Raw genomic sequence first — 24,018 nt, 5'->3', positions numbered from 1 at the left:
CTGTGGCGCAGGCTGACGACGGCCAGCCCGCGCCTTTGTTGTTTCACGCAATTCCGGACGGAAAACCGCTACGTACTTTTCCTGGAATTGCTCTTGCGGTCAGAGCGAGTGCTTGTAGCCGATCGCGATGTTGAGCTTGTCGCCGGCGAGATCGTCGTAAGGCGCCGACGTCGTGTCGGTCTTCTTCCACGCGTAACCGACGCTGGCATAGACCGCATTGGTGGAATCGATGTTGTAGGTCACGCCTGTGGCCAGCTTCGGCGTTTCCCAGGTGGCATTGAAGGCGTTGCGGTAGCGGAAGTTGAAAACGTTCCACGTCCATTGCTTGGACAGTTTCCAGTCGCCCGCCAGATACAACGCGTAGTAAGGAACGTTCGCGTTGGCGTCCGCATCCTTGATGATGCCGGTGTCATGCCAGGTGTAGCCAAGAGCTACGCTTGGAGTCAGCGTGAAGGCGTCCGTCAGCTTGATCTTGTAGCCGAGGCTCGCCTCGCCATAATAATGCGTCTTTCCACCGGTCTTGAAGGTTGGCTGGATGAATACGCCACCGACGAAATTGTCGTCGAAATTGTGCGAGACGCTGAGCTTGAAGTAGGTGTCGGCAAGCGATCGGGCTTTGTTGCTGCCGTTGTCGATGGCGTAGAATTCGGGACTTCCCTCTATCCCTATGGTCCAGGTCGGCGCTGCCGGCGGGGGCGCTTCGACGATGTCGGCGGCGAAGCTGGATGATGCCATGGACAGTGAGATGCCCAATGGCGCGACGATGGCACGAAAAAACATGGTCTTTCCTCGATGTAGGAAGTGGCGAGATGTGCCGGCGATGCGGCGAGGAACCCGCTAGGCGCGCCGGATTTCAGTTATGTGACGATGTGCCATTTGTGCAAACACGAGGACATCACGAAGTCGGGATCGTCGGGATTGCCGCCTTGGTCGGCTCGATAGGCACCCTGATCGGTCGACGGAAAAGTCGCGATGCCGACGCTGTGTCGGGCCATTCCGAGCCGGGCCGGACAACTTCGCGGGGAGCGCGTTCGGCTCGGCGAGCTCACCGGCAAACTTGTGCCGATCGGGCGTCGGCGCGATCGTGGACTGCTCCGTTAGAACGGCTGCTACCGCATGTTCCCCGTATGCCCCTGCGAATACCTGCCGGGCTGCGGCCACACGGTCAGCCCATGCGGCTCGACGCCGACGCGGATTTTCGTCACCGCGCCGCTGGTGGTGTCGATCATGTAGACGTCGCTGTCGAAGCGGCCGGAGAGCCATAGCTGCCTGCCGTCGGCGCTGACATTGCCCATGTCGGGGCTGCCGCCGCCGGGGATCGGCCATTGCGCGACGACGGCGCGGGTGGCGAAGTCGATCACCGTGACGCCGCCCGGACCCTTGGCCTTGCCCTGCTCCATCTTGTGCGAGCCGCGGTTGGAGACGTAGAGGCGCTTGCCGTCGCGGCTGACGACGAAGCCGTGCGTGCCGATGCCGGTGTGGATGAAGCCGATTTCCTTGAAACTGTCACCATCGACCAGGAACACGCCGTCATTCATCATGTCGGCGACGTAGAAGACCTTGCCGTCGGGCGAGAGCCGGATGTCCTGCGGCATGCCCATCTTGGAGAGGTCGAGGTGGCCGAGCACCTTCTGGTTTTTCAGGTCGATCTTGGCCAGGCCGCCATCGCCATATTCGCAGGTGAAGATCGCATAGGAGCCGTCGACCGCGAAATCGGCATGGTTGATGCCGGGGCAGGTCGGCGTCGGCAGGCTCGATTTCAATGCCATGGTGTGCGGGTCGCGGAAATCGAGCCGCTTCATCGCCTCGTCGACGACGATTGCGGCGCTCCCGTCCGGCATGAAATACAGATTGTAGGGGTCGTCGACCGCAATCTGCTGGCCGGGCTTGGCCGTCATCGGGTCGATCGGCGTCAGGCTGCCGTTCCTGCCGGTGCCGTTGTTGGCGACCCACAGCGTCTTGAGGTCCCAGGACGGCACGACATGCTGCGGCTTGCTGCCGACCGGGAATCGGCCGACCTCCTTCAAGGCGACGGTGTCGATCACCGAGACGCTGTTGGAGGAGCGGTTGGGCACATAGACGCGCGGCAGCGCGCCGGTCGTGGCAGGACTCAGATGGCTGGCCGTGGTCTGGCTGTAGATGTTGACCGGGGGAGGCGGCGGATCGGAGCAATCCTCCGGGCAGGAGCCGGCATGCGAGGCGCCGGGCTGGAGCGAGACAAGCAGCGCAAGCGGCACGCAAACACGGATGAAGCGCAGGGAAGTCTCGATCATTTTGGCTGACTTGCAATGAAAGCGCGGATCGCATCCGTCGTCCCGTCGACGATGAGATCCACCCCAAGTTGCCCGAATTCCGCGGAAGACCTTGCCGGATCGCCGCCATAAACGCCATCCCCGGCACCGAGCTTTGATGGGCCTGCGAGACGATCCTTGCGCACCAGCGACGGGTCGACGGCGAGCATCAGCGAGGTGTCGGCCAAGCCGGCATGGGTGCCGATTTCGGCGCGGGCGGCGCCGGCGGCCAGCAGCTTGTCGGTATAGGGCCCTCGCGAGAGCCGATAGTAATCGACATCGGCAAAGACCCGCACCGGCGTCCTTTTCCATTCCGCATCGAGCCGGTCGGCTACTTGACGTTCGTCGGCCTGATAGCCGCCGTGGTCGCCGATCAGCACGATGGTCTTGAAGCCGGCATGCCTGAAGCTGCGGGCTGTGGCTTCGAGCAACTGCTCGAAAGTCTTGTCGCCGATGGAGATGGTTCCCGGAAAACGCATGTGGGAGGTCGGCGGATCGATGTTGCCTTCCGGCACATAGGCGATGACCGGCGCGACCAGCGCATTGCCCAGCTTCGCGGCGATCTTCTCGGCGAGAGCTTTCACCCGCACATTGTGCTTGCCCAGCGCTATTGCCGGGCCGCTCTGCTCGGTGCCGCCGATCGGAACGATGATCGTGGTCGTTCCCGCCGCGACGAGGTCGCGCAACTCGGTCCAGGTCAGGTCTTCCAGGAACACCGAAGCGCTTGCCGGATTGACCGCCGGCAGGAACAGCAGCAGCGCGGCGCCAGCCAGGATGCGCCGCAGTGCGCGCCTTCCGATCTCGACAAGCATGCCCTGGGTTTCCTGGAATTGCGCTAGCGACGCTTCAGCAAGCTCCGCATGCGGTTGCGCAGGATGCGCGCCATGTTGCGGGTCTCACGGTAGAGATGCAGTTGCGAGGCGGCCTGGCGGGCCAGCCGGTCGGCGTCCGGCGTCAACCCGACCACCAGCGTGCCCATCGGCTTGCGCTCGCTCCACAGGCGGCTCATCACCGGGTGGTCCGGAACCGCGCAGGAATCGGTCATGACGATGTTGGGGTCGTCGAGATGCTGCTTGGTCACCTCGATCATCAGAAGCGTGCCCGGCGAATAGGCGGGGAGCGCCTCGTCGTATGCAGTCTTCCAGGTGTAGGCGACGCCGGCCTCGACGAAGACGACCAGGCAGGCGATGGTGCGGCCGTCGAGCGTCAAGAGATGGATGCGGCACATGTCCTGCTCGGCCAGCCTGTGCACGGCCTCGCGGGCGAAGGCGGCGCGGTAGCGGTCGATCGCCATCGCGGTGCGCTCGCGGCCTTTCCAGCCGGCCGCTTCCAGCGTCAGGAAGCTTTCGATGGCATGGCGGATCTCGTCCGGCCCGCGCGCCACGATGTGCTCGAGCTTGCCTTGATCGGCGAGACGCCGCTTCAGGCGGCGGAATTCACGATAGTGATGCGCGCGCAGCGAAGCCTTGAGATAGTCCTCGCCGTCGGCATCGCTTTCAAGCACCGGGCGCTCGACCTTGCCGGTGGTCACCAGGGTCAGGCCGCGGCTGTCGGCAAAGGAGGTGAGCAGGCTCGCCACCGGGCCGTCTAGCCGCATGTCGGGCAGCACGAAGACCTTGGGCAGCTTGAGATGCGGCCTCGACAGCATCGAGAAGAAATCCTCGATGACGCCGACCGGGTCGTCGCGGTCGACCAAAGGCGTGCCGAGCGGGCCGAACGGGCTCGACCATGTGCGCATCACCGGGACGCCGAGCGGGATCGCCGGCCGCTCGACCGAGAACGGCACCAGGAGGCGCAGCCGATTGCGATACTCGTCGCCGTCGCGGATGACGGCCAGCCGCACCTCGCGGTCTTCCAGCCGCGGCATCGCCGGCGCCAGGAAGCGCGGGTTGAAGAAGACGTTGGGCTCGATCGTGCGGGCGCTGAGATAGTCGAGCTCCTCGACGAGGTCGAAGCCGGCCGAGGCCGGATAGATGGCGAGCTTGCGTTCCGGCCTGTTGCTGGCGAAGAGCTCGATATGGGCCGGGTCGGCCTCGCGCGCCAGGCCGGCAAGGTTGGAGACCATGGCGCCGGCTGGGCCGCCGCTGGTCTCTTCGAGCAACGGGACTGCGGCCATCAGGCGATTTCCTTCTTTGCAGGCACGAAGATCGCCATCACGATGCCGAGCTTGCGCCAGACGGTGAAGGACAGCGCGCTGGCCTCGAAAACCATGGCGAGGCTGGTGGCGATCGCCGCGCCCCAAAGGCCGAACAGCGGGATCAGGATCACATTGAGGCCGATGTTGAGCGCCAGCGTCATGGCATAGACGGCGGCGCAGATGTTCTGGTTGCCGCTCATGGTCAGCAGGCTCTCGCAGGGGCCGACGGCGGCGCGCGCCACGACGCCCAGCACCAGCAGGAACAGCAGCGGGTAGCCGGCGGTGAATTCGGGGCCGAACAGCACCAGCATCGGCTCGCCGAGCACCAGCACCAGCAGCGCCATCAAAAGCGAAGGCCAGAAGGTCCAGGAGACGGTCTCGCGGGCGAAGGCGGCAAGCCTATGCGGCTCGCCATGGGTGAATTGCGCATAGCGCTGGGCAACGCCGGCCTTGACCGCGAAATAGACGAAATGCACCAGCGCCAGCGTCTTCACCGTGGCGAAATAGACGGCGACGTCATTGGGATTGAGATAGGCGCCCACCATCAGCACGTCGGCATTGGTGAGCAGGAAGAAGAAGCCCTCGACCAGGAAGATCGGCAGCGAGACGAGGATCCACTGGCCGAAATGCACCGCCATAGGCCCGGGCGGGATCTTCTTTTCCATGCGCGACGTGACGGCCATCAGCTGGCCGAGCGTGGTGACATAGGTCGCGGCGATCCAGGCGAAGATCGCGGTCTTGGCGTCGGGCACATAGTGCATGCCAAGCATCAGCGCCATGAACAGCAGGATCAGCACCGGGCGCACCAGATAGGTGGGCGACAGCGCCAGCAGCGCCCAGGAATTGGCGCGCGCCAGCCCCTGCAGGAGATCGCCCATGGCGATCATCGGCAGGCAGATGACGCCGAGGATGAAAGGGATGACATAGTAGTTCTCTATCCAGTCCGAAGCGAGCCACACGCCAAGCGCGCCGAGGCCTGCCACCAGCGTCGAGGCGACGAGCACGAAGAGGCGGCTCGCCTGCACGATGCCGCGCAGCTCGGCCAGCATGCCGCGCTCGCGATATTCGGGAATGAAACGGATGACCGAGGTGTGGAAGCCGAGGCAGGCGAGATTGCCGACGATGACCATCGTCACCCAGACCAGCACCGATATGCCGTATTCGAACGAGCCCATCCAGCGCGCCATCAGCACCTGGCTGACGAAGGCGATGAAGGCGCTGATGATGCGGATGGAGAAGGCGATCAGCGACATGCGCCCGGCTTCGCCGCGCTCGTCGGCGGTGAACAGCACGGCGTCGATGCGGCCAAGCAACGGACGCATGCGCAGCGCCCAGCGCTGCGGCAGGAACCGCCCGGCAGTCGTCGCCGCGGAAAAGCGCACCCAGAACTCTCCGTTTTCCGCCTCTTTCCAGCGTTCCGGTCTATCCGAAACACCTTAAGAAACGGTTGGGTGGAGAGGGCGGGGCCTTACCTTCTCCCCTAGGGGAGAAGGTGTCGCCGAAGGCGACGGATGAGGGGGTGCTAGGGAACGCCGACGCCTCACTCCACTGGAACACCCTCATCCGTCTCGGCGCTGCGCGCCGATCCACCTTCTCCCACAAGGGGAGAAGGAAGAGGCGCCCCTTACATGCCCTTCATCGCGTCGCAGGATACGTTCGGGTTCATGTCGGCGAAGGTGCCGGTCGGGTTCTGCTTCCAGGCCCAGACATGCAGCTCGTAGAACGGGCCGAGCCCGTAGCGGTTGGGCGCGGTGTTGAAGTTGAACAGATGGCCCTCGAGCGAGGCCGGGCCCTTCGCGGTGATGTACTCGACCGCGATCAGCTTCAGCGTGCCGTCGGCCATCGGCTCGTACATCACGGCTTCCGGCTTGGCGACTTCGACGGCGTCGTCCTTCAGATAGGCGGCGTTGACGTAATGGATGCCCATGGCGCCGCCGGTAAGACCGCTGGCGCAAGGGATCGGCGTGTAGCCTTCAGCCTTCGCCACCGCGACGTCCTCGAAGCGGCTGTCCAGCGCCCGCACTTTTTCAGCCAGCGGATTGACGGATTCCGCCGTGGCGGCGCCCGTCATCAGCATCATGATCGCGGCAGAGGCGCCGATAACGCACCTGGTTAGGGTCTGAATGCTCATTTGTCTCTCCAATTCGATTTGAGGCGCGCAAGCGGCGGGTCAGCCTGTCAAGGCCAACTCCGCCGGCAGCGCCTGTCGTTAAAAGGGATGATCGCTGATCCGATGAGGCAGGATCAGCGGTGATGCCACCAATATTCCCAGTATTCGCGCGGGTTTTCCCGCTCATGCAGGCCGATGTCGCGTCTCAGGTAATCGTCCTGCGGCGGCAAGCGGCGCTGATTTCGCAAGGGCGAAAGCAGCGCCGACAGAGCCCGTCGCATGAAGCCGCGCCGTGGCGGGAGGTTGTCCGCCGCGGCGGGTAGACTCTCGCGATCCGGCACGGCGTCTGGTCCGCCAGCGACGGGACTGATCTGCCCGACATGGTCTGCCCGATCAGCGATAAAAGTAGGGGTCGAGGACCCGAACCTCCGTGATCTTGTCGACGGGGAGCGAATTCTTCTGCGCCGTGCTGCGGATCGCCTCCGGCGAGGGCCCGTCATAGATGCAGAAGCTCTTCGACTTGTCGGGCGAGACGAAGGATTGCACCCAGGTGACGCCTTTCTCCGCATTGCGGGCGATGACGCCGCCCATCGCGGTGGCGCCGGCATCGTTCATCGGCACGTTCAGGCCTTCCGGGAAGGTGCGTTCAACAAGGTAGCGAGGCACGATCGATTTCCTTTCATTGGTGAATTGCGCTCGGTTCAAGCGCGACCCAGCAGAAATCACCTTCGCGAAAGGCGCGCATCGGAACCTTTCCCCATATTCGACGGGACGATTCCCTATCTTTGGAGCGTTCTATGTGGAAGTGAGCACTCGAATGTGTGGAAGGTCACATTTCCGCCCCTTCGTACCTATTATCCAGCGGCATCCGCCGCGCCCAAGAATCCCAATTCGCGAGAGTGACGATGCTTCTGGAAAGGCAGACGCAACTGCAGCAACTGGAGGCCGTGCTGGCCGGCACCGTGCAAGGCCACGGCCGCGTCGTGGCGCTGACCGGCGAAGCCGGTGCCGGCAAGACGACGCTGGTCGAGGCGTTCATGGAGAGGCTGACGGAAGGCGTGAAGCTGTTGCGCGGCGCCTGCGAGGACCTCTCGATCCCCGATCCGCTCGGCGCGCTCTACGATCTCGCGCGCGAGGCGGGATGGGAGTTGCCGCAGGCTATCGACGCCCGGCAGGGGCAAAGGATGCCGCTTTTTTCCGACGCGCTCGATGTTTTCGAGACGAGGGGGCCGAGCGTCCTGGTCATCGAGGACCTGCATTGGGCGGATGACGCGACGCTCGACTTTGTCCGATTCCTCGGCCGGCGCATCGCAGGCACCCACATCCTGCTCGTGGTCACCGCGCGGACCGACCGCAGCGAGGGCCAGATGCGGGTACGGCGGGCGCTCGGCGAAATTCCGGCCGGCAACATCCTTCGTATCGAGGTCCCCTTGCTCAGCGAGACGGCCGTTCTGTCGCTCGCCGAGGCCGCCGGCCGCGACGGCGGCGCCATCTACCGCGCCACGGCGGGCAATGCTTTCTTCGTGACGGAGTTGCTGGCCGGCGAAAAAGACAGCCTGCTTCCGGTCAGCGTGCGCGATGCGGTGCTCGCGCGCGCCGAACAGCTCTCGTCCGGCGCCCGCTCGATGCTCGACGCGGTCTCGGTGTTCCCACGCCGCGCCGACGGTTGGGCGCTCAGCGGCCTTTGCGGGATCGCCGCCGCCGGCCAGCTTGCCGAATGCGTCGCCAACGGCCTGCTGGAGGATTTCGGCGACGGCTATGCCTTCCGGCACGAGATCGCCCGCACGGCGATCGAAATGGCGCTGACGCCCAGCAAACGGCGGGAGTACAATGAACGCGCCCTGGCGGCCTTGCGCGAAAATCCGCAAGTCGCCACTGCAAGGCTGGTGCATCATGCCGTGGAAGCGCAAAGCCTGGACGTGGTGCGAGAGCTCGCGCCGGTCGCGGCGCGCGAGGCTTCCCGCGTCGGCGCGCATCGCGATGCGGCGGGCTATTACGAGGTCGCGCTGCGCTACGCGGATATCCTGCCCATCGAGAAGCGGGCGGAGCTCCATGAAGGCCACGCCTTCGAGTGCCATCTGATCGGCCGCATCGACGCGGCGATGGAAGCGCAGGGCCGGGCGCGCCAATTGCGCCAGGCACTGGGCGATCGGCTCAAGGAAGGCGACAGCCTCAGGTGCTTGTCGCGCTTTGCCTATCTGGTCGGCGATCGCGAGGCGGCGGACCGTTTCGGCGAGCAGGCCGTGGAGCTTCTGGAGACCGCGCCCGACAGCGCCGAACTGGCGATGGCCTATTCGAACCTCTCGCAACTGGCGATGCTCGCCGAGCGGCTCGACGACACGCTTTCGTTCGGCGGCAAGGCGATCGAGCTGGCGGAGCGTCTCAACCGGCCGGACATCCTCTGCCACGCGCTCAACAATGTCGGCGCCGCCGGACAATGGCTGGACTTTGCCAAGGGGCGGCGCGATCTCGCCCGCAGCCTCGGCATTGCGCTGTCGGGCAACTTCCAGGAGCATGCGGCGCGCGCCTTCACGAACTGCGCCTGCGTCGAGATGAACAGGCTCAACTTCAAGGAGGCGGCGTCGTTCCTGGAGCGCGGCATCGGCTATTGCGTCGAGAACGATCTCGCGACATGGCGCGATTATATGCGCGGCGTGCAGGCGCAGCTTTGGCTTCGCCGCGGCCTTTGGAACGATGCCGCGGCAATGGCGCATGAGGTCGTCGACGACGACGCAACGACGCCGCTCGTGCGCTATCCGTCGCTGGTGGCGCTGGCAAAATTGCGCATCCGACGCGGCGACCCGTCGGCCGAGCCGATCATCGAAGAGATGAGGCTGTTCCTGGACAAGGGCATGGAACTGCAGCGGCTTGTGGCGTTTGCCGCAGTGCTGGCCGAATTGGCCTGGCTCGGGCAAGCCGACAGGCAGGAAGCCCTGCGCCTGATCGCGGTTGCCGAAAGCCTCGCGCCGACGCCGGCCGTGTTCGGCGAACTTGCTGTCTGGCGCGAGCTGCTGTCGCCTGGATCCAAACCTGGCGACACGGACGGCATGGCTGAGCCGCACCGCCTGCAACTGAGCGGCAACTGGCGCGGCGCCGCCGCGTTATGGGCCGAAATGGGCGCGCCTTTCGAACGGGCCGTGGCCTTGCTACTCGGCGATGAAGCGGCGCAGCGCGAGGCGCTCGCCATCTTCGAGGAGCTTGGCGCGAGGGCGGTCGCGCAGCACGCCCGCGGCCTTATGCGGGAAAGCGGCGTCAGTCACATCGCGAGAGGACCCCGACAGGCGACGCGCGCCAACCAGGCCGGCCTCACGCAGCGCCAGATGGAAGTCCTGGAACTTCTCGATCGGGGCTTTTCCAACAAGAAGATCGCTGCGCATCTGACGATTTCGCCCAAGACGGTCGATCACCACGTCTCGGCGGTGCTGGAGAAGCTGGAAGTCATCTCGCGCGGCGAGGCGGCGGCCGCGGCGCGTGCATCGGGGCTGGTGTGAGCTTTGGCTTTCAGGCCGGCATACGTCGCCGGACGTTGGTGCTGTCCCTCATCCGCCCTTCGGGCGCCTTCTCCCCGTATAGTGACGGGGAGAAGGAAAAGAGGGTCAGGCGAAGGTGCCGTGGCAGTGCTTGTACTTCTTGCCGGAGCCGCAGGGGCAGAGCTCGTTGCGGCCGACCTTGCCCCAGGTCGAGGGGTTCTTCGGGTCGCGGTTTTCCGGCGCGACGGCGGCATTGGTGTCCTGGCGCATGAGAAGCGCGGTCTCGCCGCCTTGGAAGTCGTCCTCGCCGGTGGTGCCGTCGATGTGCGAGCCGAACATGTCGGGGGCTTCGGGCGGCGGCGCGTCCGCCGCCTGGCGCACCAGCTCGACGCGCATCAACTGCGCCGTGACGGCCTGGCGCAAATTGCCGAGCATGCCCTGGAACAGCTCGAAGGCTTCGCCCTTGTATTCCTGCAGCGGGTCGCGCTGCGCGTAACCGCGGAAGCCGACGACCGAGCGCAGATGATCGAGATTGACGATGTGCTCGCGCCACAGATGGTCGAGCGTCTGCAGCACCACCGAACGCTCGACATAGTTCATCACGTCAGGGCCGAAGCGGTCGGCGCGTTCCTTGGCGGCGGCGTCGGCCGCGGCCGTGATGCGTTCGCGGATATCGTCCTCGGCGATGCCCTCTTCCTTGACCCATTCCTCGATCGGCAGGTCGAGGTTGAGGTATTGCGCCACTTCCTCCTTGAGGCCGGCGACGTTCCACTGCTCGGCATAGGCGTTTTCGGGAATGTTCTTGGCGACGACCTCCTCGATGACGCCTTCGCGCATCTCGCCGATCGTCTCCGACAGGCCTTCGCCGTCCATCAGCTCGATGCGCTGCTCGAACACCACCTTGCGCTGGTCGTTCGAGACGTCGTCATACTTCAAGAGGTTCTTGCGGATGTCGAAGTTGCGCGCCTCGACCTTCTTCTGCGCCTTTTCCAGCGCCTTGTTGATCCAGGGATGGATAATCGCCTCGTCTTCCTTGAGGCCGAGCTTCTGCAGCATGCCGTCCATGCGCTCGGAGCCGAAGATGCGCATCAGGTCGTCCTGCAGCGACAGGAAGAATTTCGAGCGGCCCGGGTCGCCCTGGCGCCCGGAGCGGCCGCGCAGCTGGTTGTCGATGCGGCGCGATTCATGGCGTTCGGTGGCCAGCACGTAGAGGCCGCCGGCGGCCAGCGCCTTTTCCTTCAGCCGTTCGATATCTTCGTGGATCGCCTTCTCCCGCGCCTCGCGCTCGGGTCCGGCCGGCATGTCACCAAGCTCCTCGGCGATGCGCATCTCGGCGTTGCCGCCGAGCTTGATGTCGGTGCCGCGGCCGGCCATGTTGGTGGCGATGGTGATGGCGCCGGGCTTGCCGGCCTGGGCGACGATGGCCGCCTCGCGCTCGTGGTGGCGGGCGTTCAGCACTTCGAAGTTCTTGAAGCCGTCCTTGCGCAGGCGCTCGGCCAGCTGCTCGGACTTCTCGATCGAAGTGGTGCCGACCAGCGTCGGCTGGCCCTTGGCGCTGGCTTCGCGGATTTCCTTGACGATCGCCTTGTACTTCTCCTCGACCGTCCGGTAGACCTCGTCGTCCTCGTCCTTGCGGATGACCGGCAGGTTGGTCGGGATCTCGGTGACTTCGAGGCCGTAGATGTTGCCGAATTCCTCGGCCTCGGTCAGCGCCGTGCCGGTCATGCCGGCAAGCTTCTTGTAGAGGCGGAAATAGTTCTGGAAGGTGACGGAGGCCAGCGTCTGGTTCTCCGGCTGGATCTGCACATGCTCCTTGGCCTCAAGCGCCTGGTGCAGGCCTTCCGAATAGCGGCGTCCAGGCATCATGCGGCCGGTGAACTCGTCGATGATGACGATCTCGTCGTTGCGCACGATGTAGTCGCGGTCCTTCTGGAACAAGAGATGCGCCTTCAGCGCGTTGTTGACGTGATGGACGATGGCGACGTTCTCGACGTCGTAGAGCGACTCGCCTTTCAACAGGCCGGCGTCGCGCAGCATGTTTTCCAGCTTCTCGGTGCCGTCCTCGGTGAAGATCGTCGTCTTCTGCTTCTCGTCGACCTCGTAGTCGGCCGGACCGAGCTTCAGCATGAAGGTGTCGATGGTGTTGTACATTTCCGAGCGGTCCTCGAGCGGACCGGAAATGATCAGCGGCGTGCGCGCTTCGTCCACCAGGATGGAATCGACCTCGTCGACGATGGCGTAGGCATGGCCGCGCTGCACCATCTGCGAGCGCTCGTACTTCATGTTGTCGCGCAGATAGTCGAAGCCGAGCTCGTTGTTGGTGGCATAGGTGACGTCGGAAGCGTAAGCCTCGCGGCGCTCGTCGTCGGAAAGGCCATGGACGATGATGCCGACGGTCAGGCCGAGGAATTTATAGACGCGGCCCATCCATTCGGCGTCGCGGCTGGCCAGATAGTCGTTGACGGTGACGACGTGGACGCCGTTGGCGGAAAGCGCGTTGAGATAGACCGGCAGGGTGGCGACCAGCGTCTTGCCTTCGCCGGTGCGCATCTCGGCGATGCCGCCGTTGTGCAGCACCATGCCGCCGACCAATTGGACGTCGAACGGCCGCATGCCCAGCACGCGGCGGGACGCTTCGCGCACCGTGGCGAAGGCAGGGACCAGCAGATCGTCGAGCGAAGCGCCGTTGGCGAGATCCTGGCGGAATTTTTGCGTCCGCCCCGCAAGCTCGGCGTCGGAGAGCGCCCGCATCTCGTTTTCCATGGCGTTGATGGCTTCGACCCTGGGCCGGGTCGACTTGACACGGCGGTCGTTGGAAGAACCGAAAACCTTACGGGCGAGACCGCCGAGACTGACCATCCAATGGTCCTTTCGATAGCAATTTGGCCGTTTGCGACAGGCACCTGGCGGGCCTATCAAATCCGCGTGAATGCGGACAAACGCAAAAAGCGCCCGGAAAACGGTTCTGGACGCCAAGTCGTTGGACAGATAAGAGGGGGCTCAATCGATGTCAACGCCGCGTTAGCCCTATGGGCAGCGCCAAATTCCGCCACAATCCGACTGATCTGGACCCTTCCGCTCACGCGATCCTTATTGGCAATCCCCATTGGAGTTTATCTTGATGTCCCTGTCATTCCGCCGCGCCTCGCTCGCCAGCCTCGGTCTGGCCTTCGGGTTCTCGGCTCTCTGCCTGTCGCCGCTGATGGCGCAGGAGACCAAGCCCGCCCAGCCGGACGCCACGGCGCCCGCGGCTGCTCCGGCGGCGCCGGTCGATCCCAATGCCGTGGTCGCCACCATCAATGGCGAGAAGCTGACCGAGGCCGACCTTAAGCTCGCCGAAGGCGAACTGTCGCAACAATTTGCGCAACTGCCGCCCGAGCAGCGCCGCGCGGCCGCGCTTTCGGCTGCGATCGAGATCCGCGTGATGGCCAAGAAGGCGGTGGACAGCGGCCTCGACAAGGATCCGGATTTCCAGCGCCGCATGGCTTTCCTGCAGGCTCGTGCGCTGCATGGCGAGGTCGTCGAGAAGGAAGTGGTCGACAAGGTGACGGACGCCGAAGTGCGCACCCGCTACGACCAGGAGATCGCCAACACGCCGCCGGTCAACGAAATCCACGCCCGTCACATCCTCGTGAAGACGAAGGAAGAGGCCGAGGCGATCATCAAGCAGCTCGACGGCGGCGCCGACTTCCAGAAGCTCGCCAACGAGCACACCAGCGACCCGAGCGGCAAGACCAATGGCGGCGACCTCGGCTGGTTCGGCCCGGGCCAGATGGTGCCGGAATTCGACAAGGCGGCCTTCGCGCTCGACGTCGGCAAATATTCGAAGGAGCCGGTGCAGTCGCAGTTCGGCTGGCACGTCATCAAGCTCGAGGACAAGCGCGCCAAGCAGCCGCCGGCCTTCGACGACGTCAAGGACCAGGCCAAGCAGGCGGTGATCCGCGACAAGTATTTCGCCATGGTCAAGGAGCTGCGCGCCGCAGCCAAGGTCGAGATCCCGGACGAGAAGCTCAAGAAGGACATCGACACGCTGGAAGGCGGCAAGTAATCCGCTATCGGCTGGAATATCCTGCGGAGGGCGCCGTTCGGCGCCCTTTTGCTTTTGGGCTCAGGCGTTCGCTACCTCTTTGTTTTTTAAGTAATTCCGAACGGAAGGCTACGGCGAAGTCGCCGAGCCTGACCGCTCACACTTTTCCTGGAATTGCTCGGATTCCCCGCGTGATGTAGCGCACGGCGGCGCGGATCGCCTCGTCATCCTCGTCGAGCCGTCCGGTCAGCAGATGCCGCCAGGCGAAGGAAGCGATCAGATCGGCGACGATCCCGGCATCGACATCGGCCGCCACCTCGCCGCGCGCCTTGGCGCGCTCGATCATCCGGCCGGTATGGCCACGGCGTCCTTTTGAATATTCGGCAAGCGCCGCAGCGGCCGTCTCGTCCGACTGCGCCTCCGCGATCAGCGAGCGGAAGATGTTGCCCGACGGGGTGTCGCGCCAATGCGCGAACAGATTTTCGAGGAAGCCGGCCAGATCGTCCTCGATGCTTCCGGTGTCGGGCGTCTCGACGCGCTTCTGCCGCTGGTAGACCTCGATCAGCAACGCCGCCTTGCTCGGCCACCAGCGGTAGATGGTCGGCTTTCCCGCCCGCGCCCGCCGGGCGACCGCTTCGATCGAGAAGCCGGCATAGCCCGCCTCGCGCAATACAGCTTCGGCCGCCTCGACGATGGCATCGGCGCTCTCGGGATTGCGTTTCGCGCCGATCGACTTGCGCCCGCGGGCGGCGGCCTCGCCCATTCCGCTCTTCCTTAGCCGGTGAATCTGTCGCCAATCATATTGGCTTCGCGGGCGAAACGAAACGCTCCGTTTTCGGCTGCCAGACGCTTGGTCCCGCCGATGCGGCGCGGCCAGAACGCCCTTGCGCCGGCGCGCGCTATCGGGCAAACCGGCCTTCCTTTCGTGTTCTTGCCGCTCCGGGGTCCCGATGTCCGCTACGATTTCGCCGCTCGCACCGAAGAAATACCCAAAGATGCCGGTCATCGAGGGTGTGCGCATCGCGACCGCCGAAGCCGGCATCAAATATCGCAATAGAACCGACCTGCTCGCCATGGTCTTCGACCCGGGCACGGCTGTCGCGGGCGTGTTCACAAGGTCGAAATGCCCGTCGGCACCGGTCGACTATTGCCGTCAGAACCTGCCCGCCGGCAAGGCGCGGGTGCTGGTGGTCAATTCCGGCAATGCCAACGCCTTCACCGGCAAGAAGGGCAAGGCTTCGACCACGCTGACCGGCGAGGCGGCGGCCAAGGCCGCCGGCTGCTCCGAAAGCGAAGTGTTCCTGGCCTCGACCGGCGTCATCGGCGAGCCGCTGGACACCACCAAATTCAGCCATCTGCTCGCCGGCCTGGTCAAGGACGGCAAGCCCGACCTGTGGACCGAGGCGGCCAAGGCGATCATGACCACCGACACCTATCCGAAGGTGGCGACGGCGACGGTCAAGCTCGGCGATGCCGACGTCACCATCAACGGCATCGCCAAGGGCGCAGGCATGATCGCGCCCGACATGGCGACGATGCTTTCGTTCATCGCCACCGACGCGCCGATCGCGGCCCCCGTGCTGCAGGACCTTTTGTCGCGCGGCACGGCAAAGACCTTCAACGCGGTGACCGTCGACAGCGACACCTCGACCAGCGACACACTGCTTTTCTTCGCTACCGGCAAGGCCGCCGCGCGTGGCGCGCCGGCGATCAGCGATGCCAAGGATGCGCGCCTCGGCGCCTTCCGCCGGGCGCTGGGCAAGGTACTGAAGTCGCTGGCGCTGCAAGTGGTGCGCGACGGCGAGGGCGCGCGCAAGCAGGTCGAGGTCACGGTCACCGGCGCCAAATCGGCCCGCTCGGCCAAGCGCATCGCGCTTTCGATCGCCAACTCGCCGCTGGTCAAGACGGCGGTCGCCGGCGAGGACGCCAATTGGGGCCGCGTCGTCATGGCCGTCGGCAAGGCCGGCGAGCCAGCCGACCGCGACCGGCTGTCGATCTGGTTCGGCGACAATCGGCTCGCGCATGAGGGCGAGCGCGATCCGGCCTATTCGGAGGAAGCGACCTCGGCCTATATGAAGCGCGACGATATCCGCATCCACGCCGATCTCGGCATCGGCCGCGGCAAGGCGACGGTGTGGACCTGCGACCTCACCAAGGAATATGTCGCCATCAATGGCGACTACCGGAGCTGATGGCGCCGGTGTCCAGGCATCCGGCAAGCGTGCTGGCGGTCGTGCGCCGCTACGAGGCGGCGGGATTTCGCGCCTGGCCGGCGGCCGCCGTCCATTATGACGGGACCTGGGTGGTGCGGCTGACCGCGGGTCTCCCGGCCAAGCGGCTGAACTCGGTCAATCCGCTCGATCCGGGCGACACGCACGCCATCGAAGAGCGCATCGGCCGCGCCGCAAGGCGCTTCGATGCCTATGGCAGGCCGCTGACCTTTCGCATGTCGCCGCTGTCGGGACAGGTGCTGTCCACGCATCTCGACAAGGCCGGCTGGAACAGGTTCGACGAATCCCTGGTCATGCGGCTGCCGCTGAAGGACCTCGAGCTTGGCGCGGCCATGGACCAGATACCGCTCAAGGACATCAGCCGCTTCATCGGTGCTTCGCTCAGGACCAGCGGCTCGGACGTCTCGCTGCGGCCCGGCCTGTCGGAGGTCATCGGCGCCATCCAGCCGGAAGCCGGGCTGTTCGCGCTCGAGGACGGCAACGAGCCGCTGGCGACGCTGATCTGCGTGCATGACGGCGATCTCGCCGGCCTGTTCGAGGTCGCCACCGAAAAGTCGGCGCGCAAGAAGGGCCATGGCCGCGATCTCATCCTGTCGGCGTTGAAATGGGCCCGGCTGCGCGGCGCACGCGAGGCCTGGCTGCAGGTCGAGGCCGGCAATCTACCGGCGCTCTCGCTCTACCGGTCGCTCGGTTTCGAGGAAGTTTATCGCTACCACTATAGACGGCCGCCGGGCGCATGAACGAGACCAAGCCAACCGGAAAGCGCCTGCTCCTGGTCGCCGCCTGCGCGCTGGTCGACGCCGACCGGCGCGTGCTCCTGGCGCAGCGCCCCGAGGGCAAGCAGTTTGCCGGCCTGTGGGAGTTTCCAGGCGGCAAGGTCGAGCCCGGCGAGACGCCAGAGGAGTGCCTGGTTCGCGAACTCAACGAGGAACTCGGCATCGAGACCGAGATTCCGTGCCTGGCGCCTCTCACCTTCGCCAGCCATTCCTATGACGATTTCCATCTCCTGATGCCGCTCTATGTCTGCCGCCGCTTTCGCGGGATCGCCCAGCCCAGGGAAGGGCAGGGGCTCAAATGGGTCAGGCCGCGGCAGATGCGCGACTATCCGATGCCGCCGGCCGACGCGCCGCTGATCCAGTTCCTCATCGACCTTCTGTAGTTCACGGCAGCTTTCGCGGCAGGTCACCGTTTCCCGGGAAACGGGGCTATTTCCGCGCGTTTCCCGGAGCCGCTTTAGCCAGCGTTAATGGAAGATTTATCTCGACGTGAAAAATTGCACGAGGCCGTTTCGCGCGGCGATACCGTCGATGACTGGGAAACACGGCATGAGCCTTGAAAGAGACTGGGACTCGATTCGGCCGGACCGCGGCTTCCGCGCGGTGGACGCTGGCATGGGCATCCTGCGGATCACGCTTCTCTTCGGCTCGGCCGCGGTGGCGCTGGCGCTGATCGCAACGCCTTTCCTGGACAGCCAGACCCGGCAGAGCACCCGTGACGGCTTCTCCGGCGGGCTCGACATGACAGCCACCGGATCGGTCGGCCATCGCCCCAATACTTATACGGTGCGCCGCAGCGTGCTGCAGCCATTGCCCAGTTCAATCTGCGTCATCCGCAATGACGGCAGCCGCAGCGGCGAGTGCTGATTTGGTTAATGATTTTCCTGCACAGCGGCGTTTCACCCGCTGTTAAGCCTTTCCCGTTAACCTTTCTTAACGGGTAGGACATTAGAATTTCTGCATAAGGGATGGATGACCATGAAAAACCTGCTGCAGCAATTCATTCAAGATGAAACGGGCGCCACAGCCATCGAATATGGCCTGATCGTTGCCGTGCTGTCGCTTGCAATCGTCGGCGGCGTCGGCAGGGCCATGGATGCGCTCCAGTGGCTATTCAGCGACAACAACAGCAGACTGGTCCAGGCCTTCTCCCACTGACGAAGCCGAAAATTCACCAGAGCATTTCGCCGTTTCACAAAAACAGTGAAATACTCTATCTTCTTGTTTTCACGCAATTCCGGGCGGAAAACCGCTCACACTTTTCCTGGAATTGCTCCAGAGACGAGGCAGTCAACGCCTGGGCGGATTCTCCAAGACAGCTTTCAGCGAGACCTTGGCTGAGCCGGGCTTGAGCGGCTTTTGCTGCGAGGCGTCGGGCGCCCAGCCGGACATCCAGACAATCGAGAAACTTGCTCGGATACGTCCATCCGGATCCGAGAACCGCTCGGCATAGATTTCGGCGGCGCGGGCAAAAAGGCGCCGGCCGGCCGGCCGACGGCTGCGATCGAGGAGAGCGCTGGTTTCGCCCATAGCGCGCAGGTCGCCAGCCAGATCGAACAGCGTATCGTAGCGCACCGCGACCGTTTCGACATCGGCGACAGGCAATGCCAGGCCGGCGCGCTGCAGCAGCGCGCCCGCGTCGCGCACGTCGGTGAAGGGAAGAATGCGCGGGCTCGCGCCGCCGTGAAGCTCCGTCTCGGCCGCAAGCATGCTCTCTCGCAGTTCCGCGAGGGTGCCCGCGCCGGCGAGAGCGCCGAGGAACAGCCCGTCCGGCCTCAACGCCCGGCGGATTTGCGCGAGCACGCCGGGAATGTCGTTCATCGCGTGCAACGAGAGCAGGGAGACGACGAGATCGAGGCTGCCCTCCTCGAACGGCACGGTCTCCGGCGGCACCACCAGGCCGGGGCCGCCGGCCAGGAACGCTTCGTCCATCTCGACGCGCACGATTTCGCCGACCTTGCCGCTGCGGGCAAGCACGTCGGCTGCCGCCGATGTCTGGCAGAACAGCGCCGCCGCCTTGCCGAAGCGGCGCTCGACGGCGTCCAGCCGGTCGGCAAGGTCTTCCGCGGCGCGCCGCATCAGGAAATCGACGCCTTCGACGGGGCGGGCGAGAGCCCTGCGCTTGCGCGCGAGCCAGAGCTCGGTGTCGATCAAGGGCTGCACTGAAGAGCTTCCTGTTGTCCGCGCATGCCGGAGTGGTGCTAAGGTGGCGCGGGGTTTCTTTTCACGTGGCTGATCCAGTGCGCAAGATCAAGACCATAGCGGTCCAGGATGTGACGCGGCAGGCGCTGGCCTGGCCGGCGCGCCTGTTGTTTCCGCCGGTTTGCGCGGGCTGCCGTCGCCATGTGTCGCAGCCCGGCGTTTTGTGCGGCGCCTGTTGGCCGAAGCTGAGGCTGCTGGAGAAACCCTGGTGCCCGGTGATGGGCACGCCCTTCACCCACGATATGGGCGAGGGGTTTCTTTCCGCCGAAGCGATCGCCGATCCGCCACCCTTCGAGCGGGCGCGGGCGGCCGTCGTCTATTCAGGCGTCGCGCGGCAGATGGTGCAAGGGCTGAAATATCAGGACCGCACCGACCTCGCGCCCTGGATGGCGAACTGGATGATGCGTGCTGGCGCGGAGCTGATCGCTGAGGCCGACCTGGTCGTGCCGGTGCCGTTGCATTGGCGGCGCTTCTTCCGGCGTCAGTTCAACCAGTCGGCGGAGCTCGGACGGGCCGTTGCAAAGCTCGGCGGGCTGCCCTTCTCGCCATCCGCGATCAGGCGCGTGAAGCTGACGCGCCAGCAGGTCGGGCTCGAACGGTACGAGCGCGAGGAGAATGTGCGCGCCGCCTTTCGCGTGCAGCCGGACGCCGAAATCGAGATAGCGGGCCGCCGGGTGCTGGTCGTCGACGATGTCTACACCACCGGCGCAACGGTGCGGGCGGTCGCCAAGGCGCTGAAGCGGGGCGGCGCCGGAGCGGTCGACATCCTGACTTTCGCCCGCGTCCTGCCTGGGGACTTTCGGCCCGATGAGTCCGCGACTATATAGGTTTGAGTTTGTTGTTTGCCGCACGTCGTTTTCGTACCTCACTGGACGGCATGCGCGAGGATTGCCGGCCAATGGCTGATGTGACAATCTATACCCGCATGATGTGCGGCTACTGCAGCGCCGCCAAGCGGCTGCTCGACCGCAAAGGGGTAGCCTATACCGAGCACGATGCCTCGTTCTCGCCGGAACTGCGCCAGGAAATGATCTCCAAAGCGCATGGGCGAGCCACTTTTCCGCAGATTTTCATCGGCGACACGCATGTCGGCGGCTGCGACGACCTCCACGATCTGGAGTCGCAGGGCCGGCTGGATGCAATGCTCGCCAATAGGAGATGACCATGGGTAGTTTCAAGGCCGCCGCCGTGCAGATGCGTTCGGGCACCAGCCCGGAACGCAACGCCGCCGACATGGAGATCCTGGTCCGCCAGGCCGCCGGGCAGGGCGCGACCTACGTCCAGACGCCGGAAATGACCGGTGCGCTGGTGCGCGACAAGGAAGCCGGTGCGGCCGCTTTCACCACCGAGGATAAGGACATCGTCGTGGCAACGGCGCGCAGCTTGGCGAAGGAGCTCGGCATCTACCTGCATATCGGCTCGACGGCGATCCGTCGCGCCGACGGCAAGCTCGCCAACCGCGCCTTCCTGTTTTCGCCCGACGGCGCCGCGATCGCCGGCTACGACAAGATCCATATGTTCGACGTCGATCTCGACAATGGCGAGAGCTGGCGCGAATCCGCGGCCTACGAGCCGGGAACGCAAGCGGCCGTGACCGATATCAACGGGACGAAGCTTGGCTTTGCCGTGTGCTACGACCTGCGCTTCCCGCAGCTGTTCCGCGCCGAGGCGATGGCCGGGGCCGAAGTGCTGACGGTGCCCGCCGCCTTCACGCGCCAGACCGGCGAAGCGCATTGGCATGTGCTGCTGCGCGCCCGTGCCATCGAGAACGGCGCCTATGTCGTCGCTGCCGCGCAAGGCGGCCTGCACGAGGACGGGCGCGAGACTTATGGCCACTCGCTGATCGTCGATCCGTGGGGGCGCATCGTCGCCGAGGCCGCGCATAACGAGCCCGGCGTGATCGTCGCCGAGATCGATCCGGCGCAGTCGCTTGCCGCGCGCCGCAAGATACCCAACCTGAAGAACGCGCGGGACTTCACCGTCAATGCCGGCGCAGGCGAGGCGCCGCGTCTCAGGGGTGCAGCCTCTTGATCCGTTTTTCCCTGATCTGCGAGCACGAGCACGAATTCGAGGCGTGGTTCCGCAGCAATGACGACTTCGACACCCAGAAGAAGCGCGGCTTCGTCGATTGCCCGAGCTGCGGATCGCCCAAGGTCGAGAAGGCGCTGATGGCGCCGGCCGTCTCGACGTCCCGCAAACAGGAAAAGGTCGCTCTCGCCATGGGCGAGGCGCAGAAGCAGGCGCTGGCGCAGCTGAAGGCGCTGGCCGAGAAGGTGCGCGAGAACGCCGACTATGTCGGCGACAAGTTCGCCGAAGAGGCGCGCAAGATCCATTTCGGCGAGACCGATGCGCGCGGCATCTATGGCGAAGCGACGCCCGAAGAGGCGCAGAGCCTCGCCGAGGACGGCGTCGAGTTCATGCCGATCCCGAGCTTTCCGGACGACCGCAACTAGCCAGAGATCTCTTCGGAGGCGCCTATACCTTCGTATAGCCGCCTTATACCATCACAGCTTTGACTGGCCTGCGGGCCGGTGAAACAAGGATGGCGTGCCTTCGCCACCGGCGATTGCCCAATCAGAAATGGAAACTGGATAGCCGCCCGAGCTTCTGGCGGACGCGCTTTGCCGCGTCCGGGCGGCCTTCCTTGTCGCCGAGGCCCGCCATGGTGTTTCTTCCCAACGACCGCTCCAGGCGAAGCGCCGTCGCCGCCCTTGTCCGCGCCCGCTTGCTGCCCAACGGCTACGACCTCGTGGCCTTCGCTCTCCTGGTCGCCGCGATCGTCCTTGTGCTGCGCGGCGGCGGAGACATGCGCGCTTCGCTGGATGCGCTGTCGGTCGCCCCGGTGTCGCTCGACATCGGCCATCTGCCTGAATACGCGCTGCGCACGACGCTGCGCATGTTCGCCGCGATCATCGCGTCGCTCATCTTCACTTTCATCATCGCCACGCTGGCCGCCAAGAGCCGTCGCGCCGAGCCGGTCATCGTCCCGGCGCTCGACATCCTGCAATCGGTGCCGGTGCTCGGCTTCCTGACCTTCACCGTCACCTTCTTCATGGGGCTGTTTCCGGGAAGCCAGCTCGGGGCCGAATGCGCCTCGATCTTCGCCATCTTCACCAGCCAGGCCTGGAACGTGGCCTTCTCCTTCTATCAGTCGCTGCGCACCGTTCCGCATGACCTCGACGAGGTGAGCCGCGGCTACGGGCTTTCCACCCGGCAGCGCTTCTGGCGGCTGGAGCCCCCATTCGCGGCGCCCGGGCTGATCTGGAACACCATGATGTCGATGTCGGGCGGCTGGTTCTTCGTCGTCGCCTCCGAGGCGATCACCGTCGGCAACACCACTGTCCAGCTGCCGGGTATCCGGCTCCTACCTGGCGCTCGCCATCGATCGGAAGAATTTTTCCGCCGATGCCTGGGCTGTCGGCATGATGGCGGTGCTGATCCTTCTCTACGACCAGTTGCTGTTCCGCCCGATCGTCGCCTGGGCGGAGAAGTTCCGCTTCGAGCAGACGGCGAGCCAGGACAAGCCGCGTTCCTGGGTCTACAGCATCATGCAGCGCACGCGGTTGATGAAGCGGCTGATGGCGCCCTTCAGCTGGGTGTGGGGCCGCCTGATGCTTGTCCGCCTCGACGGCGGCAGGGGCGTCCGACCAGCTGGTCGTTCTCGACAATGTCGACCTGACACTGCGTTCCGCAGAAATCGTCGGGCTGCTTGGCCGCTCGGGGTCGGGCAAGTCGACGCTTCTGCGGGCCATCGCCGGCCTGATCCGGCCGAGCGGCGGCAGCGTCAGCTTTCAGGGGCAGCCGGTCACCGGCCCTTGCTCCGGGGTCGCCGTGGTCGTCGTCAATGCCATCGAGGCCGCCAAGGGTGGCGAAGCCGAGGATCGCGATCGGGCGGGGCTCGAGACGGACCGGGCGCAGCGCCTCGACGCGGGGCTCATGGCTGAGCTTCGAGAACGCTTCGCCACGCCCAACGCGCGCGAACGCGACGTGATGACCCTCGTCGTCACCGGCCTGCTCAACAAGCAGGTCGCCGGCGAGCTTGGCGTCAGCGAGATCACGGTGAAGGTCAATCGCGCGCAGGTCATGCGCAAAATGCAAGCCGCCACGCTGCCCGACCTCATCAGGATGGCCGATCGGCTGGGGCTTGCCGCGAACCGCTAGAACGTTCACCGTTTCACGGAAACGCTGAACCGGTCCATCTCTTTGTTTTGGCGCAATTCCGAACGGAAAACCGCTTCACACTTTTCCTGGAATTGCTTTTGGTCAAAGACTGACGATCAGTTTTTCCAGCAGTTTCGCCAGCATTTCATGGTCCTCATGCGTCAAACCGGCGAGAATCTCATGCTCGTTGGCGACGTGGGCGGCAAGTGCCTCGTCGATAAGCTCGCGGCCTTTCGCGGTGAGCTCGACGACAACGCCACGCCGGTCGCTGGGGTGCGGCGCGCGCCGGGTCAGGCCGGCCTTCTCCAGGCGATCGAGGCGTGCGGTCATGGCGCCCGACGTCACCATCGTCGCCTCATAGAGCTCCGTCGGCGTCAGCGCATAAGGCGCGCCGGAGCGGCGCAGCGTTGCCAACACGTCGAATTCGCCGGATTGCAGCCCGAAGCGGGCAAAGACCGGCGCGAGCCGGTCGCGGGCGATCAGCGACGAGGCCTCGTTCAGACGCCCGATGACGCCCATCGGCGACACGTCGAGGTCCGGTCGCTCCCGTCGCCACTGCTCCATAGCCTTTCCCGCTCGATCCATATGGCTCACCGCAAAGTATCTTGACATA

The 24,018-nt window shown here is 65.0% G+C and carries 24 protein-coding genes and 1 pseudogene; 13 read left to right on the top strand and 12 right to left on the bottom strand.

The features are described from left to right. Positions 1-99: 99 nt before the first annotated feature. The 8 genes from FJ471_RS15845 to FJ471_RS15815 form a co-directional block, all read right to left on the bottom strand. Positions 100-780 carry a hypothetical protein gene (locus FJ471_RS15845; protein ID WP_140804550.1) on the bottom strand — a complete coding sequence of 227 codons (681 nt, stop codon included), beginning with the start codon at positions 778-780 and terminating at the stop codon, positions 100-102. A 329-nt stretch (positions 781-1,109) separates the two neighbouring features. After that, positions 1,110-2,273: a YncE family protein gene (locus tag FJ471_RS15840; RefSeq protein WP_140804548.1), complete on the bottom strand. Its 1,164-nt coding sequence runs from the start codon at positions 2,271-2,273 to the stop codon at positions 1,110-1,112. Beyond that, on the bottom strand, positions 2,270-3,103 hold the full coding sequence (locus FJ471_RS15835) for a creatininase family protein (protein ID WP_140804546.1): 834 nt from the start codon (positions 3,101-3,103) through the stop codon (positions 2,270-2,272). Before FJ471_RS15835 ends, FJ471_RS15840 begins: the two co-directional genes overlap by 4 nt. Before the next feature lie 23 nt (positions 3,104-3,126). Next, positions 3,127-4,407 carry a GNAT family N-acetyltransferase gene (locus tag FJ471_RS15830; protein ID WP_140804544.1) on the bottom strand — a complete coding sequence of 427 codons (1,281 nt, stop codon included), beginning with the start codon at positions 4,405-4,407 and terminating at the stop codon, positions 3,127-3,129. Next, the gene (locus FJ471_RS15825) at positions 4,407-5,810 is read right to left on the bottom strand and encodes a lipopolysaccharide biosynthesis protein (RefSeq protein ID WP_140804542.1); all 1,404 of its coding nucleotides are present in this window, start codon (positions 5,808-5,810) and stop codon (positions 4,407-4,409) included. Before FJ471_RS15825 ends, FJ471_RS15830 begins: the two co-directional genes overlap by 1 nt. Before the next feature lie 242 nt (positions 5,811-6,052). After that, positions 6,053-6,508 carry a hypothetical protein gene (locus FJ471_RS15820; RefSeq protein ID WP_140804554.1) on the bottom strand — a complete coding sequence of 152 codons (456 nt, stop codon included), beginning with the start codon at positions 6,506-6,508 and terminating at the stop codon, positions 6,053-6,055. A gap of 164 nt (positions 6,509-6,672) precedes the next feature. After that, positions 6,673-6,819: a hypothetical protein gene (locus FJ471_RS34815; protein WP_181179423.1), complete on the bottom strand. Its 147-nt coding sequence runs from the start codon at positions 6,817-6,819 to the stop codon at positions 6,673-6,675. Positions 6,820-6,931: 112 nt separating this feature from the next. After that, on the bottom strand, positions 6,932-7,204 hold the full coding sequence (locus FJ471_RS15815; protein WP_140804540.1) for a DUF4242 domain-containing protein: 273 nt from the start codon (positions 7,202-7,204) through the stop codon (positions 6,932-6,934). Between the two features lie 239 nt (positions 7,205-7,443). Here FJ471_RS15815 and FJ471_RS15810 point away from each other — a divergent pair, with 239 nt between their 5' ends. Next, positions 7,444-10,029 carry a LuxR family transcriptional regulator gene (locus FJ471_RS15810; protein WP_140804538.1) on the top strand — a complete coding sequence of 862 codons (2,586 nt, stop codon included), beginning with the start codon at positions 7,444-7,446 and terminating at the stop codon, positions 10,027-10,029. A 105-nt stretch (positions 10,030-10,134) separates the two neighbouring features. On the opposite strand, the gene secA is transcribed toward FJ471_RS15810, so the two are convergent. Continuing rightward, positions 10,135-12,867 carry a preprotein translocase subunit SecA gene (secA, locus tag FJ471_RS15805; RefSeq protein WP_140804536.1) on the bottom strand — a complete coding sequence of 911 codons (2,733 nt, stop codon included), beginning with the start codon at positions 12,865-12,867 and terminating at the stop codon, positions 10,135-10,137. Between the two features lie 262 nt (positions 12,868-13,129). Here secA and FJ471_RS15800 point away from each other — a divergent pair, with 262 nt between their 5' ends. Beyond that, on the top strand, positions 13,130-14,056 hold the full coding sequence (locus tag FJ471_RS15800; protein ID WP_140804534.1) for a peptidylprolyl isomerase: 927 nt from the start codon (positions 13,130-13,132) through the stop codon (positions 14,054-14,056). A 136-nt stretch (positions 14,057-14,192) separates the two neighbouring features. On the opposite strand, the gene FJ471_RS15795 is transcribed toward FJ471_RS15800, so the two are convergent. Then, a complete protein-coding gene (locus FJ471_RS15795; protein ID WP_140804532.1) occupies positions 14,193-14,798 on the bottom strand; it encodes a TetR/AcrR family transcriptional regulator in 606 nt (201 codons plus the stop codon). A gap of 187 nt (positions 14,799-14,985) precedes the next feature. Here FJ471_RS15795 and argJ point away from each other — a divergent pair, with 187 nt between their 5' ends. From argJ to FJ471_RS15770, 5 genes are all read left to right on the top strand, one after another. After that, on the top strand, positions 14,986-16,227 hold the full coding sequence (argJ, locus tag FJ471_RS15790) for a bifunctional glutamate N-acetyltransferase/amino-acid acetyltransferase ArgJ (RefSeq protein ID WP_140804530.1): 1,242 nt from the start codon (positions 14,986-14,988) through the stop codon (positions 16,225-16,227). Then, positions 16,227-17,006 (top strand): GNAT family N-acetyltransferase, encoded by a 780-nt coding sequence (locus FJ471_RS15785; protein WP_181179421.1) that lies wholly within the window; start codon positions 16,227-16,229, stop codon positions 17,004-17,006. The genes argJ and FJ471_RS15785 overlap by 1 nt, the downstream gene beginning before the upstream one ends. Then, entirely contained in the window at positions 17,003-17,425 is a 423-nt protein-coding gene (locus FJ471_RS15780) for a (deoxy)nucleoside triphosphate pyrophosphohydrolase (RefSeq protein ID WP_140804528.1), read from the top strand. Before FJ471_RS15785 ends, FJ471_RS15780 begins: the two co-directional genes overlap by 4 nt. A 166-nt stretch (positions 17,426-17,591) precedes the next feature. Beyond that, positions 17,592-17,909, top strand: a complete 318-nt coding sequence (locus FJ471_RS15775; protein WP_140804526.1) for a hypothetical protein — start codon at positions 17,592-17,594, stop codon at positions 17,907-17,909. 105 nt (positions 17,910-18,014) lie between these two features. Then, positions 18,015-18,200: a Flp family type IVb pilin gene (locus FJ471_RS15770; protein ID WP_140804525.1), complete on the top strand. Its 186-nt coding sequence runs from the start codon at positions 18,015-18,017 to the stop codon at positions 18,198-18,200. A 132-nt stretch (positions 18,201-18,332) separates the two neighbouring features. On the opposite strand, the gene FJ471_RS15765 is transcribed toward FJ471_RS15770, so the two are convergent. Further along, entirely contained in the window at positions 18,333-19,205 is an 873-nt protein-coding gene (locus tag FJ471_RS15765) for a methyltransferase domain-containing protein (protein WP_140804523.1), read from the bottom strand. Positions 19,206-19,270: 65 nt separating this feature from the next. Here FJ471_RS15765 and FJ471_RS15760 point away from each other — a divergent pair, with 65 nt between their 5' ends. From FJ471_RS15760 to FJ471_RS35080, 6 genes and pseudogenes are all read left to right on the top strand, one after another. Next, positions 19,271-20,071 (top strand): ComF family protein, encoded by an 801-nt coding sequence (locus FJ471_RS15760; protein ID WP_140804521.1) that lies wholly within the window; start codon positions 19,271-19,273, stop codon positions 20,069-20,071. Positions 20,072-20,142: 71 nt separating this feature from the next. After that, a complete protein-coding gene (gene grxC, locus FJ471_RS15755; RefSeq protein WP_140804519.1) occupies positions 20,143-20,406 on the top strand; it encodes a glutaredoxin 3 in 264 nt (87 codons plus the stop codon). A 2-nt stretch (positions 20,407-20,408) separates the two neighbouring features. After that, positions 20,409-21,275, top strand: coding sequence for a carbon-nitrogen hydrolase family protein (locus FJ471_RS15750; RefSeq protein WP_140804517.1), 867 nt, complete (start codon positions 20,409-20,411; stop codon positions 21,273-21,275). Further along, a complete protein-coding gene (locus FJ471_RS15745) occupies positions 21,272-21,697 on the top strand; it encodes a DUF1178 family protein (RefSeq protein ID WP_140804515.1) in 426 nt (141 codons plus the stop codon). The genes FJ471_RS15750 and FJ471_RS15745 overlap by 4 nt, the downstream gene beginning before the upstream one ends. A 209-nt stretch (positions 21,698-21,906) precedes the next feature. After that, a pseudogene (locus tag FJ471_RS15740) lies at positions 21,907-22,870 on the top strand (ABC transporter permease subunit); the annotation flags it as partial. Further along, entirely contained in the window at positions 22,860-23,405 is a 546-nt protein-coding gene (locus FJ471_RS35080; protein ID WP_140804513.1) for a LuxR C-terminal-related transcriptional regulator, read from the top strand. The pseudogene FJ471_RS15740 and the gene FJ471_RS35080, both read left to right, overlap by 11 nt. A gap of 102 nt (positions 23,406-23,507) precedes the next feature. Here FJ471_RS35080 and FJ471_RS15730 read toward each other — a convergent pair whose 3' ends face one another. Continuing rightward, positions 23,508-23,990 carry a MarR family transcriptional regulator gene (locus FJ471_RS15730; RefSeq protein WP_140804511.1) on the bottom strand — a complete coding sequence of 161 codons (483 nt, stop codon included), beginning with the start codon at positions 23,988-23,990 and terminating at the stop codon, positions 23,508-23,510. Between the last annotated feature and the right edge of the window lie 28 nt (positions 23,991-24,018).

The sequence above is a fragment of the Mesorhizobium sp. B2-7-1 genome (assembly GCF_006440735.1).
GTDB lineage: Bacteria > Pseudomonadota > Alphaproteobacteria > Rhizobiales > Rhizobiaceae > Mesorhizobium.
The sequence above is the reverse complement of the archived record's forward strand: the minus strand, read 5'-3'. Positions and strand labels throughout refer to the sequence as shown.

Coding starts and splice junctions, on each gene's coding strand:
- FJ471_RS15845 (WP_140804550.1), bottom strand. CDS start 780: ATGTTTTTTCGTGCCATCGTCGCGCCATTGGGCATCTCACTGTCCATG.
- FJ471_RS15840 (WP_140804548.1), bottom strand. CDS start 2,273: ATGATCGAGACTTCCCTGCGCTTCATCCGTGTTTGCGTGCCGCTTGCG.
- FJ471_RS15835 (WP_140804546.1), bottom strand. CDS start 3,103: ATGCTTGTCGAGATCGGAAGGCGCGCACTGCGGCGCATCCTGGCTGGC.
- FJ471_RS15830 (WP_140804544.1), bottom strand. CDS start 4,407: ATGGCCGCAGTCCCGTTGCTCGAAGAGACCAGCGGCGGCCCAGCCGGC.
- FJ471_RS15820 (WP_140804554.1), bottom strand. CDS start 6,508: ATGATGCTGATGACGGGCGCCGCCACGGCGGAATCCGTCAATCCGCTG.
- FJ471_RS34815 (WP_181179423.1), bottom strand. CDS start 6,819: ATGCGACGGGCTCTGTCGGCGCTGCTTTCGCCCTTGCGAAATCAGCGC.
- FJ471_RS15810 (WP_140804538.1), top strand. CDS start 7,444: ATGCTTCTGGAAAGGCAGACGCAACTGCAGCAACTGGAGGCCGTGCTG.
- secA (WP_140804536.1), bottom strand. CDS start 12,867: ATGGTCAGTCTCGGCGGTCTCGCCCGTAAGGTTTTCGGTTCTTCCAAC.
- FJ471_RS15800 (WP_140804534.1), top strand. CDS start 13,130: ATGTCCCTGTCATTCCGCCGCGCCTCGCTCGCCAGCCTCGGTCTGGCC.
- FJ471_RS15795 (WP_140804532.1), bottom strand. CDS start 14,798: ATGGGCGAGGCCGCCGCCCGCGGGCGCAAGTCGATCGGCGCGAAACGC.
- argJ (WP_140804530.1), top strand. CDS start 14,986: ATGTCCGCTACGATTTCGCCGCTCGCACCGAAGAAATACCCAAAGATG.
- FJ471_RS15785 (WP_181179421.1), top strand. CDS start 16,227: ATGGCGCCGGTGTCCAGGCATCCGGCAAGCGTGCTGGCGGTCGTGCGC.
- FJ471_RS15780 (WP_140804528.1), top strand. CDS start 17,003: ATGAACGAGACCAAGCCAACCGGAAAGCGCCTGCTCCTGGTCGCCGCC.
- FJ471_RS15775 (WP_140804526.1), top strand. CDS start 17,592: ATGAGCCTTGAAAGAGACTGGGACTCGATTCGGCCGGACCGCGGCTTC.
- FJ471_RS15770 (WP_140804525.1), top strand. CDS start 18,015: ATGACCATGAAAAACCTGCTGCAGCAATTCATTCAAGATGAAACGGGC.
- grxC (WP_140804519.1), top strand. CDS start 20,143: ATGGCTGATGTGACAATCTATACCCGCATGATGTGCGGCTACTGCAGC.
- FJ471_RS15750 (WP_140804517.1), top strand. CDS start 20,409: ATGGGTAGTTTCAAGGCCGCCGCCGTGCAGATGCGTTCGGGCACCAGC.
- FJ471_RS15730 (WP_140804511.1), bottom strand. CDS start 23,990: ATGGATCGAGCGGGAAAGGCTATGGAGCAGTGGCGACGGGAGCGACCG.